This window comes from Vibrio sp. 9-16B-A1, from assembly GCF_056726165.1.
In genome coordinates this window covers 55,993-74,605 of the sequence record NZ_JBSDZD010000001.1, presented here as the reverse complement: position 1 = coordinate 74,605, position 18,613 = coordinate 55,993, and the positions used below count along the sequence as shown (strand labels likewise).

Below are 18,613 nucleotides of genomic sequence, written 5' to 3'. Positions count from 1 at the left end.
AATATGGATGTAACGGATAAGCTGCTAAAACCAAAGCTGCTCATTGTTGATGATGAACCGGATATCGTCCGCGCTCTTACGCGCGTCCTGCGCCGTGACTTTGATATCAGTGCCTTTACCGACCCACAGGAAGCGCTCGCATTTCTGGCTGAGCACCCGGTTCCGGTTCTGCTGTCTGATATGCGGATGCCACAAATGGATGGCGCCGAGTTCTTTGCACTGGCGCGTGAGTTATGCCCGGACTCCATCCGGATACTGCTGACCGGTTTTGCTGACATAGACGCCACTGCCAGAGCCATTAATGAAGGCGGCGTCTACGGGTATCTATCCAAGCCCTGGGATAACGAACACCTGCGGCTGGTATTGCGTCAGGCCCAGGAGCACTATCAGCTGAGCCACGAAAAAGCCAGGCTCAGCGACCTACTGGAGGTGAAGAACCGCGAACTTGAACTCATCAATCAGTCACTGGAAGAAAAAGTGACTCAGCGCACCACCGAGCTTCGCGATTCTTATACCAGACTGCAAAAAACCATGCACAGCCGCTCCGCACTGTTTAAAGATGTCCTTTCCCTGATCACTACCCTGATCGCCCAGCGAATTGAGAGTGACGCCCAGGACATAGAACGCGTCTCTCACCAGAGCCGGATGGTTGCCATTGAACTTGGACTGAGTGACACCCTGATTCAGCATACCTACCTCAGCGCACTAATGCACAAACTGGGATTAATTTCCGGCGAGTTTGAGCGCCCTCTGGGCCAGAATTTTACCCAGAGCCATATCGCACCATCCTCCAATCCGGTGATGGCAGCCTCCCTGATTGAACAGCTCAGCCGGTTCAGGAGCCTTGCTGAGAACGTGCGCCATCAGGATGAGAATGTTGACGGCACTGGCTATCCTGACCACCTTAAACTGGATGACATTCCGGTCATATCACGCATTATCCGCGTGGTGAAAGACTATGATTTTCTGGTAACCAGTAAAGATCCTTCGCGGATCAAATCACCGGAGAGCGCCATCCGTTATCTGACCGATCACTGCGGTACAATTTATGACTGTGAGGTAGTCACCGCGTTTCGAAAGGTGCTGCGCGATCACCCTAAAGACGACTTACACGATATTGAGTATTGCGTCAGCGTGAACAAGCTGAAAGCGGGCGACGTCATCCGGCGCGATCTTGTTCTTCCAAACGGCACCGTAATGCTGACCAAAGGCGTTGAACTCACAGTCCCCGTCCTCGAAAAGCTCAAAGCGTATGAACGGGACAACCGCACCACGCTAGCCTACTTCATCTGACGGAGACTGTATGACAGAAAAAGAGCTTAAGCAGGCACTGGAAAAAGAAAAAGCACGTAACCAGAATCTGGAGCAGCGACTGTATGAAGCAGAGAAAATGGCCTCAATCGGATTGCTGGCTGGAGGCATTACTCATGAAATCCAGAATCCGCTGGCGGTGATCAACGCCAATTATCAGTTGCTCGAAGAGCTCATCGCCAGTTTCTCCGAAAAACATCCGGCCTGCGCCAGCGATCCGGACTTTAACGAACTGACAGAAGTCGCCGTTGATATTGAAAAAGGACTCAGCCATATTCTGGCCGTAGTGACAAACTTCAAAACCAATCTCAGCCACGCAGACCAAAATAAAACCAAGACCAGCCTTAATCAGTGTGTGTTATCTGCATGCAGTATGCTTTCGGCAGACGTGAAAAAAGGACTGACCCTGCATACCCACCTGGATGAGAGTTTACCCGCGGTTATCATCAATCCGGTCAAAGTCCAGCAGGCGCTCTTGAACCTGTTGCTCAATGCCCGTCAGGCCTGCACCGATAACGGAGAAATCACCGTGACCACCACGCTGGATCATCACAATGAAATCATCCTTCTCAGCGTTACAGACAATGGCCATGGGGTACCCGATGAGATCGCAGGCCAGATATTCAAACCCTTCTTCAGCACCAAGGATGCCCAAAACGGCACCGGTCTCGGGCTGTCGATTTGTGACACAATAATGCAAGAACATGGTGGCAGCATTTCCTTTCAAAGTGATGCAGCTACCGGCACCCGTTTCACACTCAGCTTTCCGCTGGTCCCGTAACCTGCCGGTATCAGACCCGTTTATATCGGGACCTGGTTGTATCGGGACGCAGCAGGTCTGGCCTTTTTTTCATTTCTTTTCAACCGATAGCGCGTACAATGGCGATAACTTTCATTAAAAGATTACCACTGTGGCGCTAAAACCAACCATTCATAAATTTCGTATCAGCCTGACTGATATGAACCGTGATCATTACAACTCCCTGAACCTGACCGTGGCTCAGCATCCGTCTGAAAACAATCAGCGAATGCTCGCCCGCGTGCTGGCACTTTGCCTTAACGATCAGGAAGGGCTGGAGTTTACCAAAGGGCTCTCTTCCACCGATGAGCCGGATATCTGGAAAATCAGTCTGGATGACCAGAAACTGGTCTGGATTGAAGTCGGTGAACCGGAAGTGGACCGGGTGAAAAAAGCGACCCGCATGGCAAAAGAGGTGATGGTTTACACCTTCAACACCAAAAGCAACGTTTGGTGGGAGCAAAACAAAGGCAAGTTCTCAATGCTTGATGCCGCCGTCACACGCCTTGACTGGGAAGGCATTGACACACTCGCGCAATATGTGACGCGCACCATGGATATGTCAGTGATGATCACCGGGACCTCGATTTTCGTTAATACTGATCAGGGTGACAGCGAAATCGTATTTGAGACCCTCAAGGAAAAACAATAAGAATGACCTCCCTGTACCAGCAACTGGAACTGGCCGGCGTAAACGACATCGGGCTCACTCCTCAGGAGCAGCTGCTGCTTGAAGAGTTTTGCAATAAATACCAGACGCTGTTTGACAACGCGTGCAACCGGCACCCTGAGAAATCCCCTTCGCATATGCTGCTTGGTACCCTGACTCACGCACACGTTGAACTGAGCAGTATGCTTCAGGAACAACTTGAAGCTCTGCTCAATATGAAAAGGGTCATCGATGAGAGTCTTGAAGAAGAGTACCGCGAGCGTTTTCGCCCTGCCGGCCCTGAGGAGTTACTGCTTTTAACCAGGCTCTGGGTGATGGTACAGGGATATTTAAGAATGGACTTCAGCCTGGCCAATGATCACGCTGCGCAGAGCGCAACCCTGGTCAATCACCTGCTGGGGGCCGACCCGGCGGTGCTGCAGGATTCGATCATGCAGTGCTTTACACTTGGTCAGCAACACAGCCCGGCACCTGCGAAAAAACCGGGCTGGTTTTCAAGGCTGCTGCACTTTATGGCAGGTAAGCCTCTGTCAGATCAGTCCTGATCTCACGCCTCGTCCTGGCCATTATCTATGGTCCGGATCACCCGGCACGGATTTCCGGCGGCGACAACGTTAGCCGGAATATCTTTGGTCACCACGCTGCCTGCGCCAATCACACTGTTATCACCGATAGTCACGCCAGGGCAGATAATCGCACCGCCCCCTACCCAGACGTTGTGTCCAATCTTTATCGGATAGCCAAACTCGACGCCCTCTTCTACCCTGCCCTTAACATCCAGAGGATGCCCGGCGGTATAAACCTGAACGTTCGGTGCAAACAGGACGTTATCACCAATCTCTACCGTGTTTACATCGAGGATCACGCAGTTGAAATTCGCGTAAAAATTCTTACCCGGCTTGATATTACTGCCATAGTCACAGCGAAACGGCGGCTCCAGATACAGGTTCTCACCGGCATCCGGGATCAGTGCCTGCTGTGCCTGCGTCCACTCTTCACTGTTCGGAATGCTGTTATTCAGCTTTTGCAGTACTTCACGGCAGCGAACCCGCATACCAAGCAGCTCTTCATCCCATGCCTGATACGGTTCTCCGGCGAGCATTTTTTCCAGTTCTGTTTTCATTACGTCTCTCCCAAAAGTGGCTATTCTATGGGTTCCGGCAGGCAATTCACCTGCTATGCACCGGCAACCTGAACCGGATAACACTTTTGACGAATCTGACACTGCCATGACCAAACCGGCGCGACATCGGGGTAGATTCGTTCGATTCATTCTGTTTGCGGGGTAAAAATGAAAAAGGTATCACTGGCGACAATTATTGCTTTGTCCCTCAGCTACGGCGCGTACGCCGAAACCAGCAACTCATACTCCCAAACAGCAGAGGTGATTAAACATACCTACGAGACTCAGCTTTACACCCTGTCTGCATTTAAAGAAGGCCACTACGGGCTGAGAATGTACCGCCAGACCCAGGACCCGAAATACAAAGCCGCAATTTGGTCCGATCTTGCCCGGGTTGCCAGCAACCTCAACCGCATCGCTGCACAAACATATACCAAAGAGCAAATCCATCAGTATTCGATTAACCGTCTTTCCGGCTATCTCGACGAAACCGACGAGCGCAGCCTGAGACGCTTTAACGCCACCATCAAGAACCCGGAATATGTATTTCTTGGGGTTTCCCTGCTGGGTTCAATGGCCCGGGCCGACGAGTATGGCCTGAAGCATACTGAGGATAAAAAACTGCGTGGTATTTTGCGGCGCTACGACTTTGAACCATATGTGACCAGTCCGGAAATGATCAAGGCCTGGGCTGCGCAGCTGGCAAACCAGGTCTACTGGCTGCAGCAACTTGGTGAGCAGGATGTGGTTGAACCGTTTATGCGCTCCTTCCGTGAAACCTACCCGGACGAAGTCGATGCACGGCTTTCAACCCAGCAATACGGTAATAAGATCTACGGCATGACCCACATCATCTTTGCCGATTCCGGCTATTACCGTCATGCCGTGAATGAAAAAGAGCACCAGTGGATCTACGACTACTTCCGTAAAAATATCGATACCATTCTGGAGCGCGCAAAAGAAGACGTAATCGCCGAAGTCGGTATCTCATTTCTGCTGGCCGGTCTGGAAGAAGATCCGGTGGTAGAGAAAACCCGACGTCACATTCAGGCAGCCATGAACAAAGAGCACGGTATGATCCCGTCTGTCACCGGCGACCCGGCGCTGGAATACGGTGAACACCGCAACGTACTGGCCATCATGCTGCTCGACTGGAGAGGGCCGAACGACGTGCCAAATATTAAAGCACACCCGAAAATGCTGAGTTCACTGCCTTACGGGCTGGTTAAGAAGTAGTTTTCAGGCCGTGCAATAAAAACAAACGCCGCTCAGTGAGCGGCGTTTATCATTTAAATCTTATCAGGTACGGTACAGCACTTTCGTGCTATGTTCAATCTAATAAACTCACCAGTACAGCCAACAGCTCATTAATCAAACAACATGTCCTGACGTAATGTAATCAGCTCCCTAAATGTTAACTCCATGTTAACAGAGATCGGATCGTTAGGACTGTCTGCAAAAGCTCGGAAAGCTTGATCTGGACTCATTTCAAATCGCGAACTGACAAGCGCTGCTGGTCCAAAAGTGCTGTGTGGTAACGAGCGTCCACCTGCATCTTGCCATTCACGAATGAACCACACTGGAGGTTGTGTAACTGTCCAGAACTCTAGACTTTCAACCACACCCATAGCATTGCTAGCCTCGACAGTAGATACTGTTTCACCCTCTTCGTTTTTAAAGCTGTATGTTTTTTCGACAAGATCTTTCAGCTTTTGCTTAACCTTACCAGCACTTCGCCCACCTTTTGACGCATAGCCTAGCATTGTGAAGACAGTATAGATTTTCGCAAACTCCTGTAGCTCCTCTTTGCTCTGAAAAGTCATTGTATAGTAAAGCGTTCGCTGACGTTTATCGCTCTCTTGGAATGAGCTTTTCTGAACTTTCTCGATAGTCTCACCGTATAAGTCAGTAACAGATCCACCAGATACTTGGTTAATCAGGCTGAAAATCTGATTACTGACCATGCCTCCCATACCTTGACCAGATAAAGCCTGAGTGATCAAACTGTCTGTTGTGTCATTGTATCGATGGCTGTTCGCATGAGCTTCTGAGCCGCTTCTAGGCAGCAGAATAGCTGCAAGCATGTCTGTAGATGTCTTGGCAAAAAGAACTTTGTTCCCTTGCGTCTCCTTGCGTTTTCCTCTCATCGAATCTCTTGTTCGTTTGGTCAACGCATGAGCGGTGATTAACAGTCCATTTTTATAAACGTTTGAACCATTGCGCGTTGCTTTACTTCTGCCAAGTGGATACTCAGCTTGTAAGCATCCCGACTGACTTTTCTTTGAAGGATCAGAAACCGATTTTACAAATGTATCAACAACGGACTTCTTCTCCTTTATTTCTGTTACTCTCATAGCTCACTTAATCCTGATAATTTCGGTGCCGTAGAAGATGGGTTACTCATCTGTGTGTAGTTGTAAGTATTACCGCCTACGTTCATCTGGTTAATGTTCTTTTGAGTTTCGTTGGCAACAGCTTTTACCGTTTCATGGATAATCGTTGTTTGCCTTTCGCTCTCTTTTTTCTCGCGCTGTTCGATAAGTCTTTCGGTATTTTCTAAAGACTTGATTTCTGCTTGCGCAAAGGTAGGTTTGAAATAATCTGGTGCAGGTAGATTCGTGTTGTCTTCTGCGCTGGTTGTTTGTCCTACTACAAGACCATGTTCTTCTTGATAGCGCTTTTTAGCTTCTGGACTTTCAATGTATTCGAATGACCTTTTATGCTCCAGCTCACCTTGGAAAATTGCTTTTTGCATTTCTCCAGTATCAAGACCCGGTATAACGCCTAGTGCATGAGTTAAACCTCTCACAAGTGCAAAAATGGCATCCGTTACAGGCTTAAAAGGATTTAACGTGGAAAAGAACTTCATCACGTTGCTCGATACATTATCCAGAAGACTCATGAACACATCTTTTAACTGTTCCGGTAAACGCTTCACGTACTCTTTGAAGTCTTCAAATGCGCCACTGAAATCGCCACTAAAAATCTTTTTCCAGATTTCCAATACAGAATCGAAATTGTCTGATAAATGTCCGAAAGCAACTTTCACCGACTCCCATGCACCCAATAGTGCATCAGCTAGGTTTCCCATTGCGTCTGGAATACTGCGCACCCATTGATCAAATGCTTCATACTTCGTTCTGAGATACGCTTGAAACACATCAAAGCCGATAAGACCTGCTGTAATTGCAGTTACCATCGCTGTCATTTTCAGCGCTGCCATTGACATAAATCTTGTAAGGCCTTTCATCACGAGTCCAAAACCTTTAGTCGCGATCTTATTACCAGCTTGCATCAAAGCTGTTTGTGCCTTAAACAGCTTTGAAATCCCCTCAAGAGACGGATCTTTATGCGTTAGGCCAGTTTCATTACGTTCAGGCTTTTGCTCTTTAGGTTGCACTTGTACAGGCTCAGATTCAGCTTCAACTGGCTTTTGCACTGGCACAAATGGAATAAACTGTTTGATTTTCTCTTTGGTGAATAATCGAGCTTCCGATTTACTCTCCTCCGATTTTTCCTTTTCGGTTTTCTCCGACTTCTCAATCGACCTTTCGACTGAATGTAAAATAACTGGTTCTTTCTTCTTTGTAGTCAGACCATCAGCTATACGATTAAGCAGCTTAACGGTTGCCTTTGATTCAGGCACAGGCATTAGTTTTTCAATCGTCTGTGTGACCGTTTTTATAGAGCTTGTTGTCTCACTTGCCTCTAAGCGATTCACCACAAGCTCGGCAATCTTAACGTTCGTTGTCCTGCTATGTATCTGTAAAGGACTACTTGGTGTCGCTTGGTGCTTATCTCCTGAAAGCCCAAGACGCTCAGCGAAAGAACCTGCAAAGTTTGCTAAGTCCATAATTTCTCCTTTTTATGGTATTTATCCAAACGGCAGATACCAAAAAGGTTCCCACTTGGGGAACCTTAAGGTGTAGAACTAACTACCTCAATTGAAAGTATTTAGCTGAACATCTGTAATGGGTTATTCAATTCACCGTTAAGAGCTTTACAAAGTTCAAGCTCATGCTTTCTGAACTTGCTACTGCATTTCATCCTTTTTGTCGCCTTTAGACGATTTTCAGTAGCAGCTTTATGCATCTTTTGAATAGGAGTCAGATTCTTTGGTTGAAACTTTTCCAGTTTTTCAGGTTCTGGTTCATCCGATTCCAGTTTTTCAGGCTTTATGGATAGTTTAGGCACCTTAAACAGTTTAGATAAAACAGGCTTATTATCAGCTCTGAACAACTCTGTCATACCTTTGTTATAAACGTAGACTTCCTCACCCGCAAAAACAAAGACCGATTGACCATTCTTTCTGATTTTATAGGGTTTATGGTGTTCTACGTTTATACCGTAGAAGTGATTCACTTCGTCAATCAGGGATTGACGAACGTTTGTGTATGCTGCCGTAAAGTACGTGCAGTCGTGTCCGGCAGTTAGCTGGACTTTGTTATTAATTCTTATGTACATTTTCTTTCCATGTAAGGTACGATAAGGCACCGTATGTAAGGTAAAGTGAAAGTGCCCAGTGACCATACATGGGCAGTAATAGCACTGGAACAGATAAAGCTATGGCAATTCCGAGAGCTATTACTAGAGACTGAAACACTTGGATCATTCTTTTAAAAATTCATCCAGGTCAAAATCAGTTGTGGGTGCTACCCCGTTAAGCTGATTATCAAAATCACGTAACATTTCAAGTTCACGCACGCGCTTTTTTAAACTCTCGATCTCGTTGGCGTATTTCTCTTTAGTTACATGGTTTTCTTTTAAATCGTTAATCACTTCAATGATTTCGTTGGTTTTTTCAATGTGTTCTTCAGGAGTAGCATCAGCTTTTAGCTTGCGAATGCCTCCGCGCTTTTCAACTCTTTGCAGTTCCATGTGATGTGTCATGTTCCCAGTTTTGAATGAATGGAATCTTGAACGTCCGTGTTTGTCTTCAATAGCAGTTTCGTAGCGCACAAACTCTGTTTGTGATCCTTTTAGACATTCAAGGAATAATGTAACAACTCCGTACACTTCGTTTCGATCAACACTTACGTCAATTAGAAACACTTTCAGGCGATTGCCAGAATTCACTACAGCGATTTTATAATCTTTTTCTGTAGTAAAGGTGTCATCGTAAAAACGCTTAACAGCGCGCTTAAGGCTTTTTATCTTTTTATCCGTAGACTCATAACCAAGCTCTTTAAGTTGCTTAGTTAGTTTTAGATCAATAGGTCTAATGTCGGTCTGATTATTGTTATCTCTGATAACTGGATCGATTCCGTATGCTTTGATAACTTTACCGTTGATCACTTCAGTGAATAGAATTCCATTTAGGAATAAAGAATAGTTCGTTAGTAGATTTTTCATTTTATTCGTTATAAGTTATGGAGCTGTCTTGTCGGCAAACAAGTTGTACACATAAAGATAAGCATCAGATTGCCGTCTAATGCTCAAAACTTATAACGATGAAATGATAAGTAGGAGATACTTATCTTTATGTGTACAAAGCTCTGGTGAGTTCTCTGTATAGCTGAGAAAGCTGTTTTGTTCTGGTCACAAAACTGACATACAAACATTCTCGAAAGAATGTCTGAGAGTTTACACTTTGCTGTTAGACACAAAAATGTTTGTATGTCGTCTTGTATGTTTATTATCTCACAGGTAGCAAGAGAGTAAACAAACTGCGAGAGAAAAACAGCGACCTGTGATTTTTTTTAGGAGGTTTCACATACTGCTTTTCTCTCGCATTAGTATTTATTACTGGATTATATATGCGTCAAAGCTAATGGAAGTAAACAAAAACTTAACTTTTTTCGAAATATCTCAGCACTTTTTAATAAATTTAATTATGCAAGCAAACTGAATAGCAAATCACCTTGAGTTTTTCAACAATCGCTTTTTTCACACTTTGCTCGCTTTTTTTCACACTTTGGTATCGATGAGCGCAAGGAGGACAGCGCTTCGTGTGTTAATAATAATAAGGCATCAGATCAGATAGTGATTCAGTATTCATTAACGAGAAAACAGATTACGGCGAAGCCGTGGGCGTAGCCCTCATCATAGAGATCAAGTCTGTATGGTCTATGATGTTCTAGATGGTTCACGATAGAATTATTAGGGCTTCGCCCTCTCGTCGCTACGCTCCTCGATGGAATTCGAATGCGTTAAATGCGACTCTGTAAAGTGATAAAAACTCAAGATCTTAATAGGCCTGTATTGTAGAAGTTGAGTACGTAACACTTTAGACCAAACGAGAAAACCAGATTACGGCGAAGCCGTGGGCGAAGCCCTCATCATAGAGTTCAAGACTGTATGATCTATCTGGTTTTGATCTCTATCTGGTTCAACCTAATAATCTGGTTCATCATAGAGTTCAAGACTGTATGATCTATGGTGTTCCAACTGGTTCATGATAGAGTTATTAGGGCTGCGCCCTCTCGTCGCTACGCTCCTCGATTTCTGTTTTCTCGTTTCAGTTCTTCTGGTTCATCTGAGTCTTATCTCGATCAAGATTCTTTCCCGTTTCTGGTATATCTGAGTCCAGATCTCTTTCCAGATTTTCACACTGACCAGAACCGATTTGAACATTTCCAGATACCTCTGCTGTTCCTTTGATTTCTACATCACCAGATAGGCATACCATTAGCAGTATGAACATTTCCTATTCTCCTTGTCTCCTGTTCTATAGACCTAAAAAAGCCCTCCGAGGAGGGCTTAGTTAGCACAATTATTTGCAATGAGTTAACGATATTTAGTAAACCGGCACTCTCCAGACCAGTAGCTATCCTCGCTCTTATTACCTTTATTGTGCTTCTGAATTACGGAGCTTTTTGAGTAGTTCAATTTTATCCTTAACGAACTTGTTGAACCAAGTATCATCATACTTAGGTTCCGATTCGCTTTCATCGTTAAAAGTGATTCGGCTGTTAAAAGCTACGCCGTATTCCTTGAGCCTTTTTTCTTCTACTTCCAATAGCTCATTTTTGTTTTCATCATTCTGATTGCAAATTGCAATCATTCTATCCAGACTTTTTATAAACTCGAATCTGGAATCGTACTTAGCTCGATAGTGCATTGCATTGCTAATATCAAGCAATTCCCCCGCATCGTAATAAACTCGATCACTCACTCGCGCATCATTTTCCCAGATTGAAACGACTTGATGAGCTAAAGGGCAAAGTAACTGCGCCGTTTGCAAATCAACATTGATAATATCCAATACGTGACAATACCAAGCATGGATACATTCTTCCATATAACGTTCGCCGCTTTCAATATCTTTATAAAATTGAATTTGAAATTCGTCATATCCGTCAAGGAAATTGTGACCAAGAACCTCACCAAAAGCGTTTTGGTGTTTCAGCATCAGTTCCTTGATAACTGCATTGTCATTTGTTCTATTTGCTTCTTTGACATCTTCCTCAACACCTTGAAGAAATTCCTTAAACAAACTCAGCCCTTTCTGTATATTATTCATTTTATTACCTCAAAAAATTATCACTAGCGCTCGCCTGTGCGTTGGAGCGCATTGATTCTACATAATACGTACCATGACGTGTTTCATTTTCACCTCTGATTGGAAACCTAAAAAACCCAGTTACCCGGGCAATCACTCAGTTCAAGCTCTGAATGTATTCTGGTCTTGTTAGATTTAATCGCTTGAGTTCTTCTCTGACAGCTTTAGGCATCTGACCTTTCGCGTAAAACAGGTGTTCTTGCCCGTCGATCACAATGCTGTACTGCTTTGACTTTTCTGTTGGTTCACTTTGTGCCTCTGGTGCTAAGTCCTTATACGAAAGGCCATTCTCTTTAAGCATCTGTTTAGCTTTCTCAAGAATTTCTGTTCTGCGCTCGTTGCGTACTCTCTCCAAAGCTTTCTGTACAGTCTGTTCAAACGACATCAGCTTACTGCTTTCTAACTGCTTCAGGACGTCGTAAAGATATTCCTCCGACATCTGCGTGATCATCGGTTTCTCACGTGCTTCTGATAACTCTTGGTCTGTCATTAGCTCTTGTTCGTGGTCTTGGTCTACTTGACCCGGCATTTTCTGTTCCTCAACTGGTTCGAACATAACGGCTCCTAAAATGCAGATGGTACGATAACGAACAACATAGTTCAAGGGATTGAAAAACAGAAATGCTTACCAATACTGGGAGGGCTTTGCTTACGATTCCATTATTGACAACGTAAGCGGTCTGTGAACCTCTTTTTGCCTAGTAACCTCCTGATAACACACTGGAATCACAAGGTTTATCACTGTCAGTGACGATACAGATTCTACTGAAACCAAAAAGGGCCACAGATTTTTATTCTGTGGCCCTTATCGTTTCCAGATAACCATTTTTACATTAGAACCAGCTTATTGAACATAATGGCCTTATTACGAACTAAGGTGTTTTATCACAGCTTTCTCCTTGAAAGCTGAACACAAAGCCTTTGCTCAAAAGTCCAGATTTAAAGGTGCTTCACGTTTATCTGACTGGATTGGTCAAGTAACAAGGAGTTAACATTCAACGTCCGATTTGAAAGTGCTTAGCTTTTTGAGTTCAGTTTTTTCCTGTTCCCTACTCTCAATAAATGCGCCGAAATCGAAACCGACGGCTTTCAGGTTCTCAGTTATCTCGCTTGAGTCAAAGCAGTGCTCTGAGTTGATCATCTTATCCAGTACGCTACGTGCTTCTGGATTATGTTTCACTCTGTTCATTAGGGTTAATGTGTCTGCATTCGTTAAAGTTAGCATCGGTGTTCCTTAAGCTGTTGTTCTAGGTTTGCTTTCTGCTCTTGTAAGCTTTCGACTTGAATAGCAAGGTTTTTCGCCTCTGCTTCTGCCTTTTGCAATCGGTCATAGTCAGTGACGTGTAACTCTGATTGCTTCGCTCTGTTGTTCATACGCTGTTTAAGGCCGTCTGATAGTAGTGTCTTGAGTTCGTCACGTCCAAATGGGGACATCTCAAGGGCTTTTATCTCGTTTTCACCGAGTAGACCTGCCACTACAAAAGCCTGTAGTGGGAAACCTTGCTTGTTTATTTTATTAGCTCGACGGGCTTCACCTGACCTTTTGCCCATTTCGCTAGCGTTGTGTTTGCCTATTCTGGTGTCTCGTTTAGCGGGCTGTTCCGTATTCGTTTGTTCTTCGTTCATTGGTCGTTTGTCCCGTTGGTATAGGAGTTTTCACAGGCTCCGTTATCTTATTCATCTTTATGCCCTTATAATCGTTTCGATGTCTTGTCCAAAGCCTTTAATAGTCTCGAACCAGTCTTCATCATTGATTTCAACAGGAGCAACATTATGGCTTTTGTACATGAACTGAACCTCAAAGACGCTTATTCCGTTGTTTTCATAGCTCATCGTAGGTGCGCTGACTTTCGTTGGTATAACGTCTGTGAACTTGTGAACGCCTGTTGGTTTACCCTGTCTGTTGTGCTTATAGACTTCAATTTCACCCAGTAGGTTGTCTGGATAAGCGTACAGACCATCATCGCCTCTAATGCTCTCTAGCCACATCTGGAACACGTTGAAGTTGAAACCGTCACTGTCATGCCTAAATGCGATAGTTAGTGGTTCATAGCTCTTTGCACCGAGTTTTAATTTTGGTTTTGCATCGTGAGAGTCCACAGTTATCTCTATTGAGCTTTCTGGTATTTGTACTGACTGAATGGATAGGCCTAAGTTTCGTTTGGCTTTGTCGTCCATTTTCTTTAGTACATTACCTAGCTCAGTTTGACCAAACAGAGTATCTATAAGTCGTGGGCTGTAAGCACCGATAACACGTCTGGCTAACTTGGATTTTTTCATCACCGTGTCAAAGATAGCGTTTTCGAACTTCTCTGAACTTATTTCCCACGGTTTCTGTGGTTGATTTTCGTTTAGGTCTTGCCAGGTTTTGTTAGATTTGTCAGTCATGAATCTGGCAAAGTATACGCTGAACATGTTTTCGCGATGGAAATCGAACTTGTTCAGTCTTTCGGCGAAAGTGTTTAAAATCACCAAATCACCTCGTCTGTTGTTAGATTTATAAATTTCTTCTTATTCCTGAAACTTTGCTCTATAGGTTCTTTCATAAGTTCCTGATTACGTTTCAGCTCTTCATCGACAAACGGTTTCATTTCATTTTTGGAGTGTTTAGGAATAAGGTTTTTAGCGCTGAACTTCGTTGTTTTATCTCGCGAGAGAAACTTCAAAATCTGCTTATCTGTTTTAGCCTCTTTCGACTGAGTTAGCTGATAGCAATTGAATGGGACTTGATTAAAGCTTTTATACTTATCTGCAAACCAGCCTTCGATAACAAGGCAGCGTTCCTCTGTGTCTTCGTACAAAATGACCAGATTATCTAGATTGAGATCGTATTTCTCAATCAGTTCCCCGACCTTTAAATCCTTTCTGTATTTGTGAGCGAAAAATCTACACAGAGGGCTGATACTTTTACCGATGTAGCAACCCTCTGGCGTCTCGATCATGTAGATAAAACATCTGTTGACCATAATACCCCTCTTTCTGGGGTATTTATTCAGATAACGATTACGCTGTTTTGCGCGATACCCATAGCAACACGATAAGGATTATTTGCATAGTCACCCGCTGTCATTTTTCCAGAACCAGTCTGAATCAAAACAGTTAAGTCGTGACTCTCTGTAGTACCGTCAACGCTCGAACACTTCACACGATAGCGCCCCTCGTGCTCTGGGAACGCTGCCTTAGCTACGGTGTAAGTCTTCTGTGTTGCCCCTTGAATGTCGTTGTTATCTTTAACCCACTGATAGCCAGTAGCGCCTGTTTCGATAACTTCAAGAGTAAAGCTCTGCCCTTCGTCAACTGTAGTTTCAAAGTTGGTTTTAATGTTGTGTATTACTGGTTTCATTTTTATTATCCATGTTATCAAGCATTATTTTAAAATCTTCGTTAGTCATAAAGTCATTCAGTAAATCTTTTTCTTCTTTAGAAAGAAGTGATTTATTCTCGGATACGTATTTCCTAGCTTTCGGCAAATGCTCATTCAAGTATTCACAAATATGGTCAAGGTATACTTCTGTATTTCTATACTCTTCCTTATCCTTCATTTTCAAACATAATAAGGTGCACCATTTATCAACGGCTCTTTCATACTCTCTCAATACAGAAAGACATTTATTTACATTACGGACATCATCATCATTTATTAGAATAGTCATGACAGTTTCTCCTCACAACTCTCAATGAAGGATTCTAGGCTTTCGATAAACTCTGCATTTTCTGGTTCACGTTCTTTCATCAACTTCATAATGAAATCGTTTTTTAGAGATCGTACTTTGTCTGCCACCATAAGAGGACAAGCGATCATTGTGTTATTTTCTTTCTCTACTATTTTAAGCATTTAGTTTCACTTTTGCGATTGTGGATAAACGACTTGTACCAGCTTGCTTTGCTGGGTCTTTTTCCTCTGTATTCAGAACAAAGCTGTAACGGTCAATACCGTATAATGCAGGTTGCATTGATTTGGTTTCTAATACTTCATGCAGATAAACACCGCCTAAATAAGGCACGTAATAAACTGGTGCAGTTGCGTTATCATCTGACGTGTGACCTACCAGAATGTATTCCTCACCTCGGTCAATAGGATCTGCGACAAGGTAAATCTGACTGTCTTTCAAGAAAACGCCGTCTTCGAAAGCTTCTGCGTGACCAGAGTTAACAAACAGGTCGTATACGTTCTGGCTACATAGCAGGTAACTCGTACAGCATTGGGTTGCTTTCCTGATTTCGGAGGTAATGGGAGTCAAAAGCTCACGTAATAAGTTTGCCTTGAAACCGTCTTTCGCTTGGCTTACATCAAGCACCTCATTATGCGCTTTAGCGAAAAACAGGTTCTTATCTGCAATAGAGCTGTTAAGCGCCCTGCTGAATGTTTCTGCGATTACTTGCTTTAGTTCTTCATCAGCATCTACACCCGGTTGTGCAGCTAAGTCTTGATAAAGCTCTTGAGTGAACAACAGGCATACTTTATGACTCAGTGCTTCGGTGTCTTCACGACGCATGGTGAATTCAACTTCAACGACTTGCTTGTTGTTCATTAGTTCATCATTGATCTGGCCGTCCAGTGACTCAGACTGCACGTAACCACCCATGTACAGGTCTAACATCGTTTTCGCTGTATCTTTGGTGTAGTCTTTCAGGAACACGTAAACAACTCCGTCAAAGCCTTTTATTCGACCTTTTGTGCCTTTAGCGTGATCTTGAGTAAAGTCCAGAATAGGTAATGCTTCGATTTCCTTTTGGGAGTATTTACCTGTTGTAGTGTTGCCTTGTTTCGCCGTGATTTTTTTCACGTAGATAGTTGAAACAGGTCTGTTGGTTGGTTTTGTAACGACAGCATTAATCATACTTCTGTTGATTTTACGCTGAATATCAACAAGATTAGGTCGTGTTATTGCCATGTGCTCTACGTTGGTGTTTTCATCAACTTGAGCAAGCGCGGATTCTTTTAATAATTTGTGTAGTGACATAGTAGTTCCTTTTTCTGTATTTATCTAAATACTGTTTTAAAAGGAGCTAACATGACTGACGCACAATTCTTTATTCTTGGACTTAAAACACTCATTGAAAAGCCATTTCACGAATGGGGAGCTTTTCACCGTGGTTTAATCGACAGCGCTGGAAACCTTAAATACGATCCGATTACGGAATCGGAGAAAGAATCTCTGAATGAAATGGCCTTGTTTGCCCGATACCTTAAACTGAACGGTATTAAGATTTACGGCAATAACAAAGAGCAAATGATGGAACACATCAGAAACGCTTCTACTGAGCCGAAAACATGGGCTGGTGTGAAAGCGGAACAGAAAAGACTAAATAAAGATAAGTAATTCTTTTTTCTTTACTCATTGATTTTGCCTTGCCCCTTACGGGGCTTTTTTTTATCTTCCATCCTGGACGGCAGGCAAAAGAAAACCCCAGTGTGCAATAACTGGGGTTTCTCATGGATTAATAATGCTCTGCGATTGTCTAGGTCACAGTCATCGAAATGTGTAGCCGACTACAGGTCATTTCTAATAGTATTTAGTGACCTTTTGCCACGTGTTTGGTGCAGTTCTTATTAACTGCAATCGAAGCGCTCAAATACTGAGACATCCAATCGTTAACCGGGATAACACTCTCAACGATTTCTGGTTCTACAGATTCAGTAATCTGACCAAGTTTCTCAACAAGCTCAGATTCAACGCCTCCCCAACTAGGAGCAGACAGATAGTACCCTTTAGCACCTTGTTTAGCTTTATACAGATTAAAGCGTGTCCCTACTTCCCAGAGCGCTTTAGCTGTCGTCTTGCTCATGGGGTCATCTAACAGCGACAATCTTTGATTCTCAAGCATGGCAACGCATTCAGCGGGATCAGGATTCTTTACAGCTTGTTCCCTGTTCATGAAAACAAGATGCGCCTTATGCAGTCTGCATTTACCAGCATTGTGTTTCGTCTCGATAATCATGCATTAGTCCTCAGTCGCTCAATAAACCACGATACAAGCTCGTTGAACTCACACGCTTTCTGGATCTCTTTAAAATCCAGATCCGATTCAGCCAGTTTCTCTGCTTTCTCGATCTCAATCAGGTTTTCAGCCCAAACAAGCTCCATGTGCTTTAGGAGCTGTTCTGTCTTGCCTTCAATGTCCTGAGCTACTTGCTCAGAGTAAAGCTCGTCCTTAGCTTCCTGAAGCTTCTCCAGTAGCTCTGGATTATCCAGTACTGAACAATGCTGGTTTTCGATTTCTTTTAAAATTACTGCCATGTTCATTTGATCACCTTAGCTTCGTTAACGTACTGACTCATTAGTGACTCTTTTACTTTCTGTTTTTTCTGGTGTTCGTCTCTGGCTTTTTCAAGAGGACGCTTTTCCAGATTCTTAATCTCGCCCTCTGGCTTCTTATCTTTTTCAATGGTTTTATTCCCGATCACAAAGTCCTGAAGCTCCTGAATAAGCTCAGCGTGAAATGCGCTATCTTTCATCAACTCTGCAATACTGTTACTGGTTTTATTTTCAAGAGCGCGTAAGCGTTCTAGGACAGACTCTGGGCTAATAACATTCGGCTGTCTGTCTTCAATGCTTTTGATCGCTTCTGAGATTTTATCGCGACCCATTGTCAAAGCATCTTGATAGCCACGGCGACAGTATTCTTGGAACTCACTTTCAAAAACAGTGAATACGGTTTGAACAGCAGTTTCGAATAGTGCTTTTTCTTCTGGAGTTTTAGCAGCTTCGGTGATTGTCTTTTCCACCAGTGCTTGTTGTAGTAGATTCGTTTTCATTTTTACCCTCGTATGATTTGAGAGTATTTATTAGGGCTGCGCCCTCGCTTCGCGAATCTTGTTTTTGAGAGATAGAGAATCAGATAATTAATTCTTTTCTGACCGAAGAATAGAGTATTGAATAGTTATGATTGATTGTTGATAATGTTATTGTAAGCGCTAGTAAACAAACGATAAACAAACTTTTGAAAATAATTTTGTACACGAAAGTTTACAGAAAATCTAGTCTGCCGCAGGCTTAGTGATTATTTCACTAGAGCATTCTTATCGACAGACTTTATTATTTTCAATTATAGATTCAGCCTCAATAATACTACTTTCGAGATAGTAAGTATGGTATAATAAAGGTTGAAATAAGGGCTCTTATGAACCCGTCAACAGATCCATCAGATGAGGAATAGATAGCTATGAAAATGACTAATTTGGTAAAGAAATTTAAGAAAATCTCT

23 protein-coding genes are annotated in these 18,613 nt (G+C 43.5%); 6 read left to right on the top strand and 17 right to left on the bottom strand.

Translation table 11 applies throughout. From position 1 onward, the window contains the following. Nucleotides 1-3: 3 nt before the first annotated feature. The 4 genes from nosR (at nt 4) to ACVB80_RS00360 (ending at nt 3,325) form a co-directional block, all read left to right on the top strand. Nucleotides 4-1,293: a response regulator c-di-GMP phosphodiesterase, NosR family gene (gene nosR, locus ACVB80_RS00375; protein WP_481079273.1), complete on the top strand. Its 1,290-nt coding sequence runs from the start codon at nt 4-6 to the stop codon at nt 1,291-1,293. A 10-nt stretch (nt 1,294-1,303) separates the two neighbouring features. Next, nucleotides 1,304-2,092: a sensor histidine kinase gene (locus ACVB80_RS00370; protein ID WP_481079272.1), complete on the top strand. Its 789-nt coding sequence runs from the start codon at nt 1,304-1,306 to the stop codon at nt 2,090-2,092. A gap of 130 nt (nt 2,093-2,222) precedes the next feature. Beyond that, nucleotides 2,223-2,762: a YaeQ family protein gene (locus tag ACVB80_RS00365; protein WP_481079271.1), complete on the top strand. Its 540-nt coding sequence runs from the start codon at nt 2,223-2,225 to the stop codon at nt 2,760-2,762. A 2-nt stretch (nt 2,763-2,764) separates the two neighbouring features. Beyond that, nucleotides 2,765-3,325 carry a hypothetical protein gene (locus ACVB80_RS00360; RefSeq protein ID WP_481079270.1) on the top strand — a complete coding sequence of 187 codons (561 nt, stop codon included), beginning with the start codon at nt 2,765-2,767 and terminating at the stop codon, nt 3,323-3,325. A 2-nt stretch (nt 3,326-3,327) separates the two neighbouring features. Here ACVB80_RS00360 and ACVB80_RS00355 read toward each other — a convergent pair whose 3' ends face one another. Further along, nucleotides 3,328-3,903 carry a sugar O-acetyltransferase gene (locus ACVB80_RS00355; protein WP_481079269.1) on the bottom strand — a complete coding sequence of 192 codons (576 nt, stop codon included), beginning with the start codon at nt 3,901-3,903 and terminating at the stop codon, nt 3,328-3,330. A gap of 168 nt (nt 3,904-4,071) precedes the next feature. Here ACVB80_RS00355 and ACVB80_RS00350 point away from each other — a divergent pair, with 168 nt between their 5' ends. Further along, nucleotides 4,072-5,139, top strand: a complete 1,068-nt coding sequence (locus ACVB80_RS00350; protein WP_481079268.1) for a DUF3541 domain-containing protein — start codon at nt 4,072-4,074, stop codon at nt 5,137-5,139. 131 nt (nt 5,140-5,270) lie between these two features. Here the strand turns inward: ACVB80_RS00350 and ACVB80_RS00345 are convergent, their stop codons facing one another. The 13 genes from ACVB80_RS00345 to ACVB80_RS00285 all read right to left on the bottom strand — a co-directional run bounded on the left by ACVB80_RS00345 (nt 5,271) and on the right by ACVB80_RS00285 (nt 16,368). After that, the gene (locus ACVB80_RS00345; RefSeq protein ID WP_481079267.1) at nt 5,271-6,257 is read right to left on the bottom strand and encodes a baseplate tail-tube junction protein; all 987 of its coding nucleotides are present in this window, start codon (nt 6,255-6,257) and stop codon (nt 5,271-5,273) included. Next, entirely contained in the window at nt 6,254-7,756 is a 1,503-nt protein-coding gene (locus ACVB80_RS00340; protein WP_481079266.1) for a hypothetical protein, read from the bottom strand. Before ACVB80_RS00340 ends, ACVB80_RS00345 begins: the two co-directional genes overlap by 4 nt. Nucleotides 7,757-7,857: 101 nt before the next feature. Further along, the gene (locus ACVB80_RS00335; RefSeq protein WP_481079265.1) at nt 7,858-8,367 is read right to left on the bottom strand and encodes a hypothetical protein; all 510 of its coding nucleotides are present in this window, start codon (nt 8,365-8,367) and stop codon (nt 7,858-7,860) included. Nucleotides 8,368-8,511: 144 nt separating this feature from the next. Next, nucleotides 8,512-9,255: a hypothetical protein gene (locus ACVB80_RS00330; RefSeq protein WP_481079264.1), complete on the bottom strand. Its 744-nt coding sequence runs from the start codon at nt 9,253-9,255 to the stop codon at nt 8,512-8,514. Nucleotides 9,256-10,360: 1,105 nt separating this feature from the next. After that, complete coding sequence (locus tag ACVB80_RS00325; RefSeq protein ID WP_481079263.1) at nt 10,361-10,546, bottom strand: hypothetical protein; 186 nt, start codon at nt 10,544-10,546, stop codon at nt 10,361-10,363. Nucleotides 10,547-10,690: 144 nt separating this feature from the next. Beyond that, nucleotides 10,691-11,365 carry a hypothetical protein gene (locus ACVB80_RS00320; protein ID WP_481079262.1) on the bottom strand — a complete coding sequence of 225 codons (675 nt, stop codon included), beginning with the start codon at nt 11,363-11,365 and terminating at the stop codon, nt 10,691-10,693. A 136-nt stretch (nt 11,366-11,501) separates the two neighbouring features. Then, on the bottom strand, nt 11,502-11,960 hold the full coding sequence (locus ACVB80_RS00315; RefSeq protein ID WP_481079261.1) for a hypothetical protein: 459 nt from the start codon (nt 11,958-11,960) through the stop codon (nt 11,502-11,504). A gap of 662 nt (nt 11,961-12,622) precedes the next feature. Continuing rightward, a complete protein-coding gene (locus tag ACVB80_RS00310; RefSeq protein WP_481079260.1) occupies nt 12,623-13,030 on the bottom strand; it encodes a hypothetical protein in 408 nt (135 codons plus the stop codon). A 57-nt stretch (nt 13,031-13,087) separates the two neighbouring features. Further along, nucleotides 13,088-13,876 (bottom strand): hypothetical protein, encoded by a 789-nt coding sequence (locus tag ACVB80_RS00305; RefSeq protein WP_481079259.1) that lies wholly within the window; start codon nt 13,874-13,876, stop codon nt 13,088-13,090. Further along, nucleotides 13,873-14,346: a hypothetical protein gene (locus tag ACVB80_RS00300; protein WP_481079258.1), complete on the bottom strand. Its 474-nt coding sequence runs from the start codon at nt 14,344-14,346 to the stop codon at nt 13,873-13,875. Before ACVB80_RS00300 ends, ACVB80_RS00305 begins: the two co-directional genes overlap by 4 nt. Nucleotides 14,347-14,396: 50 nt before the next feature. Beyond that, the gene (locus ACVB80_RS00295) at nt 14,397-14,747 is read right to left on the bottom strand and encodes a hypothetical protein (protein ID WP_481079257.1); all 351 of its coding nucleotides are present in this window, start codon (nt 14,745-14,747) and stop codon (nt 14,397-14,399) included. Further along, on the bottom strand, nt 14,722-15,057 hold the full coding sequence (locus ACVB80_RS00290) for a hypothetical protein (protein WP_481079256.1): 336 nt from the start codon (nt 15,055-15,057) through the stop codon (nt 14,722-14,724). Before ACVB80_RS00290 ends, ACVB80_RS00295 begins: the two co-directional genes overlap by 26 nt. A 174-nt stretch (nt 15,058-15,231) precedes the next feature. Continuing rightward, the gene (locus ACVB80_RS00285) at nt 15,232-16,368 is read right to left on the bottom strand and encodes a hypothetical protein (protein ID WP_481079255.1); all 1,137 of its coding nucleotides are present in this window, start codon (nt 16,366-16,368) and stop codon (nt 15,232-15,234) included. A gap of 51 nt (nt 16,369-16,419) precedes the next feature. On the opposite strand from ACVB80_RS00285, the gene ACVB80_RS00280 reads away from it, so the two are divergent. Beyond that, the gene (locus ACVB80_RS00280) at nt 16,420-16,728 is read left to right on the top strand and encodes a hypothetical protein (RefSeq protein ID WP_481079254.1); all 309 of its coding nucleotides are present in this window, start codon (nt 16,420-16,422) and stop codon (nt 16,726-16,728) included. A gap of 193 nt (nt 16,729-16,921) precedes the next feature. Here the strand turns inward: ACVB80_RS00280 and ACVB80_RS00275 are convergent, their stop codons facing one another. Genes ACVB80_RS00275 through ACVB80_RS00265 form a run of 3 tightly spaced genes read right to left on the bottom strand, consistent with a single transcriptional unit; the run spans nt 16,922 to nt 18,164 of the window. Further along, on the bottom strand, nt 16,922-17,347 hold the full coding sequence (locus tag ACVB80_RS00275) for a hypothetical protein (RefSeq protein ID WP_481079253.1): 426 nt from the start codon (nt 17,345-17,347) through the stop codon (nt 16,922-16,924). Further along, entirely contained in the window at nt 17,344-17,652 is a 309-nt protein-coding gene (locus ACVB80_RS00270) for a hypothetical protein (protein WP_481079252.1), read from the bottom strand. Before ACVB80_RS00270 ends, ACVB80_RS00275 begins: the two co-directional genes overlap by 4 nt. Next, entirely contained in the window at nt 17,649-18,164 is a 516-nt protein-coding gene (locus ACVB80_RS00265; protein ID WP_481079251.1) for a hypothetical protein, read from the bottom strand. The genes ACVB80_RS00270 and ACVB80_RS00265 overlap by 4 nt, the downstream gene beginning before the upstream one ends. Between the last annotated feature and the right edge of the window lie 449 nt (nt 18,165-18,613).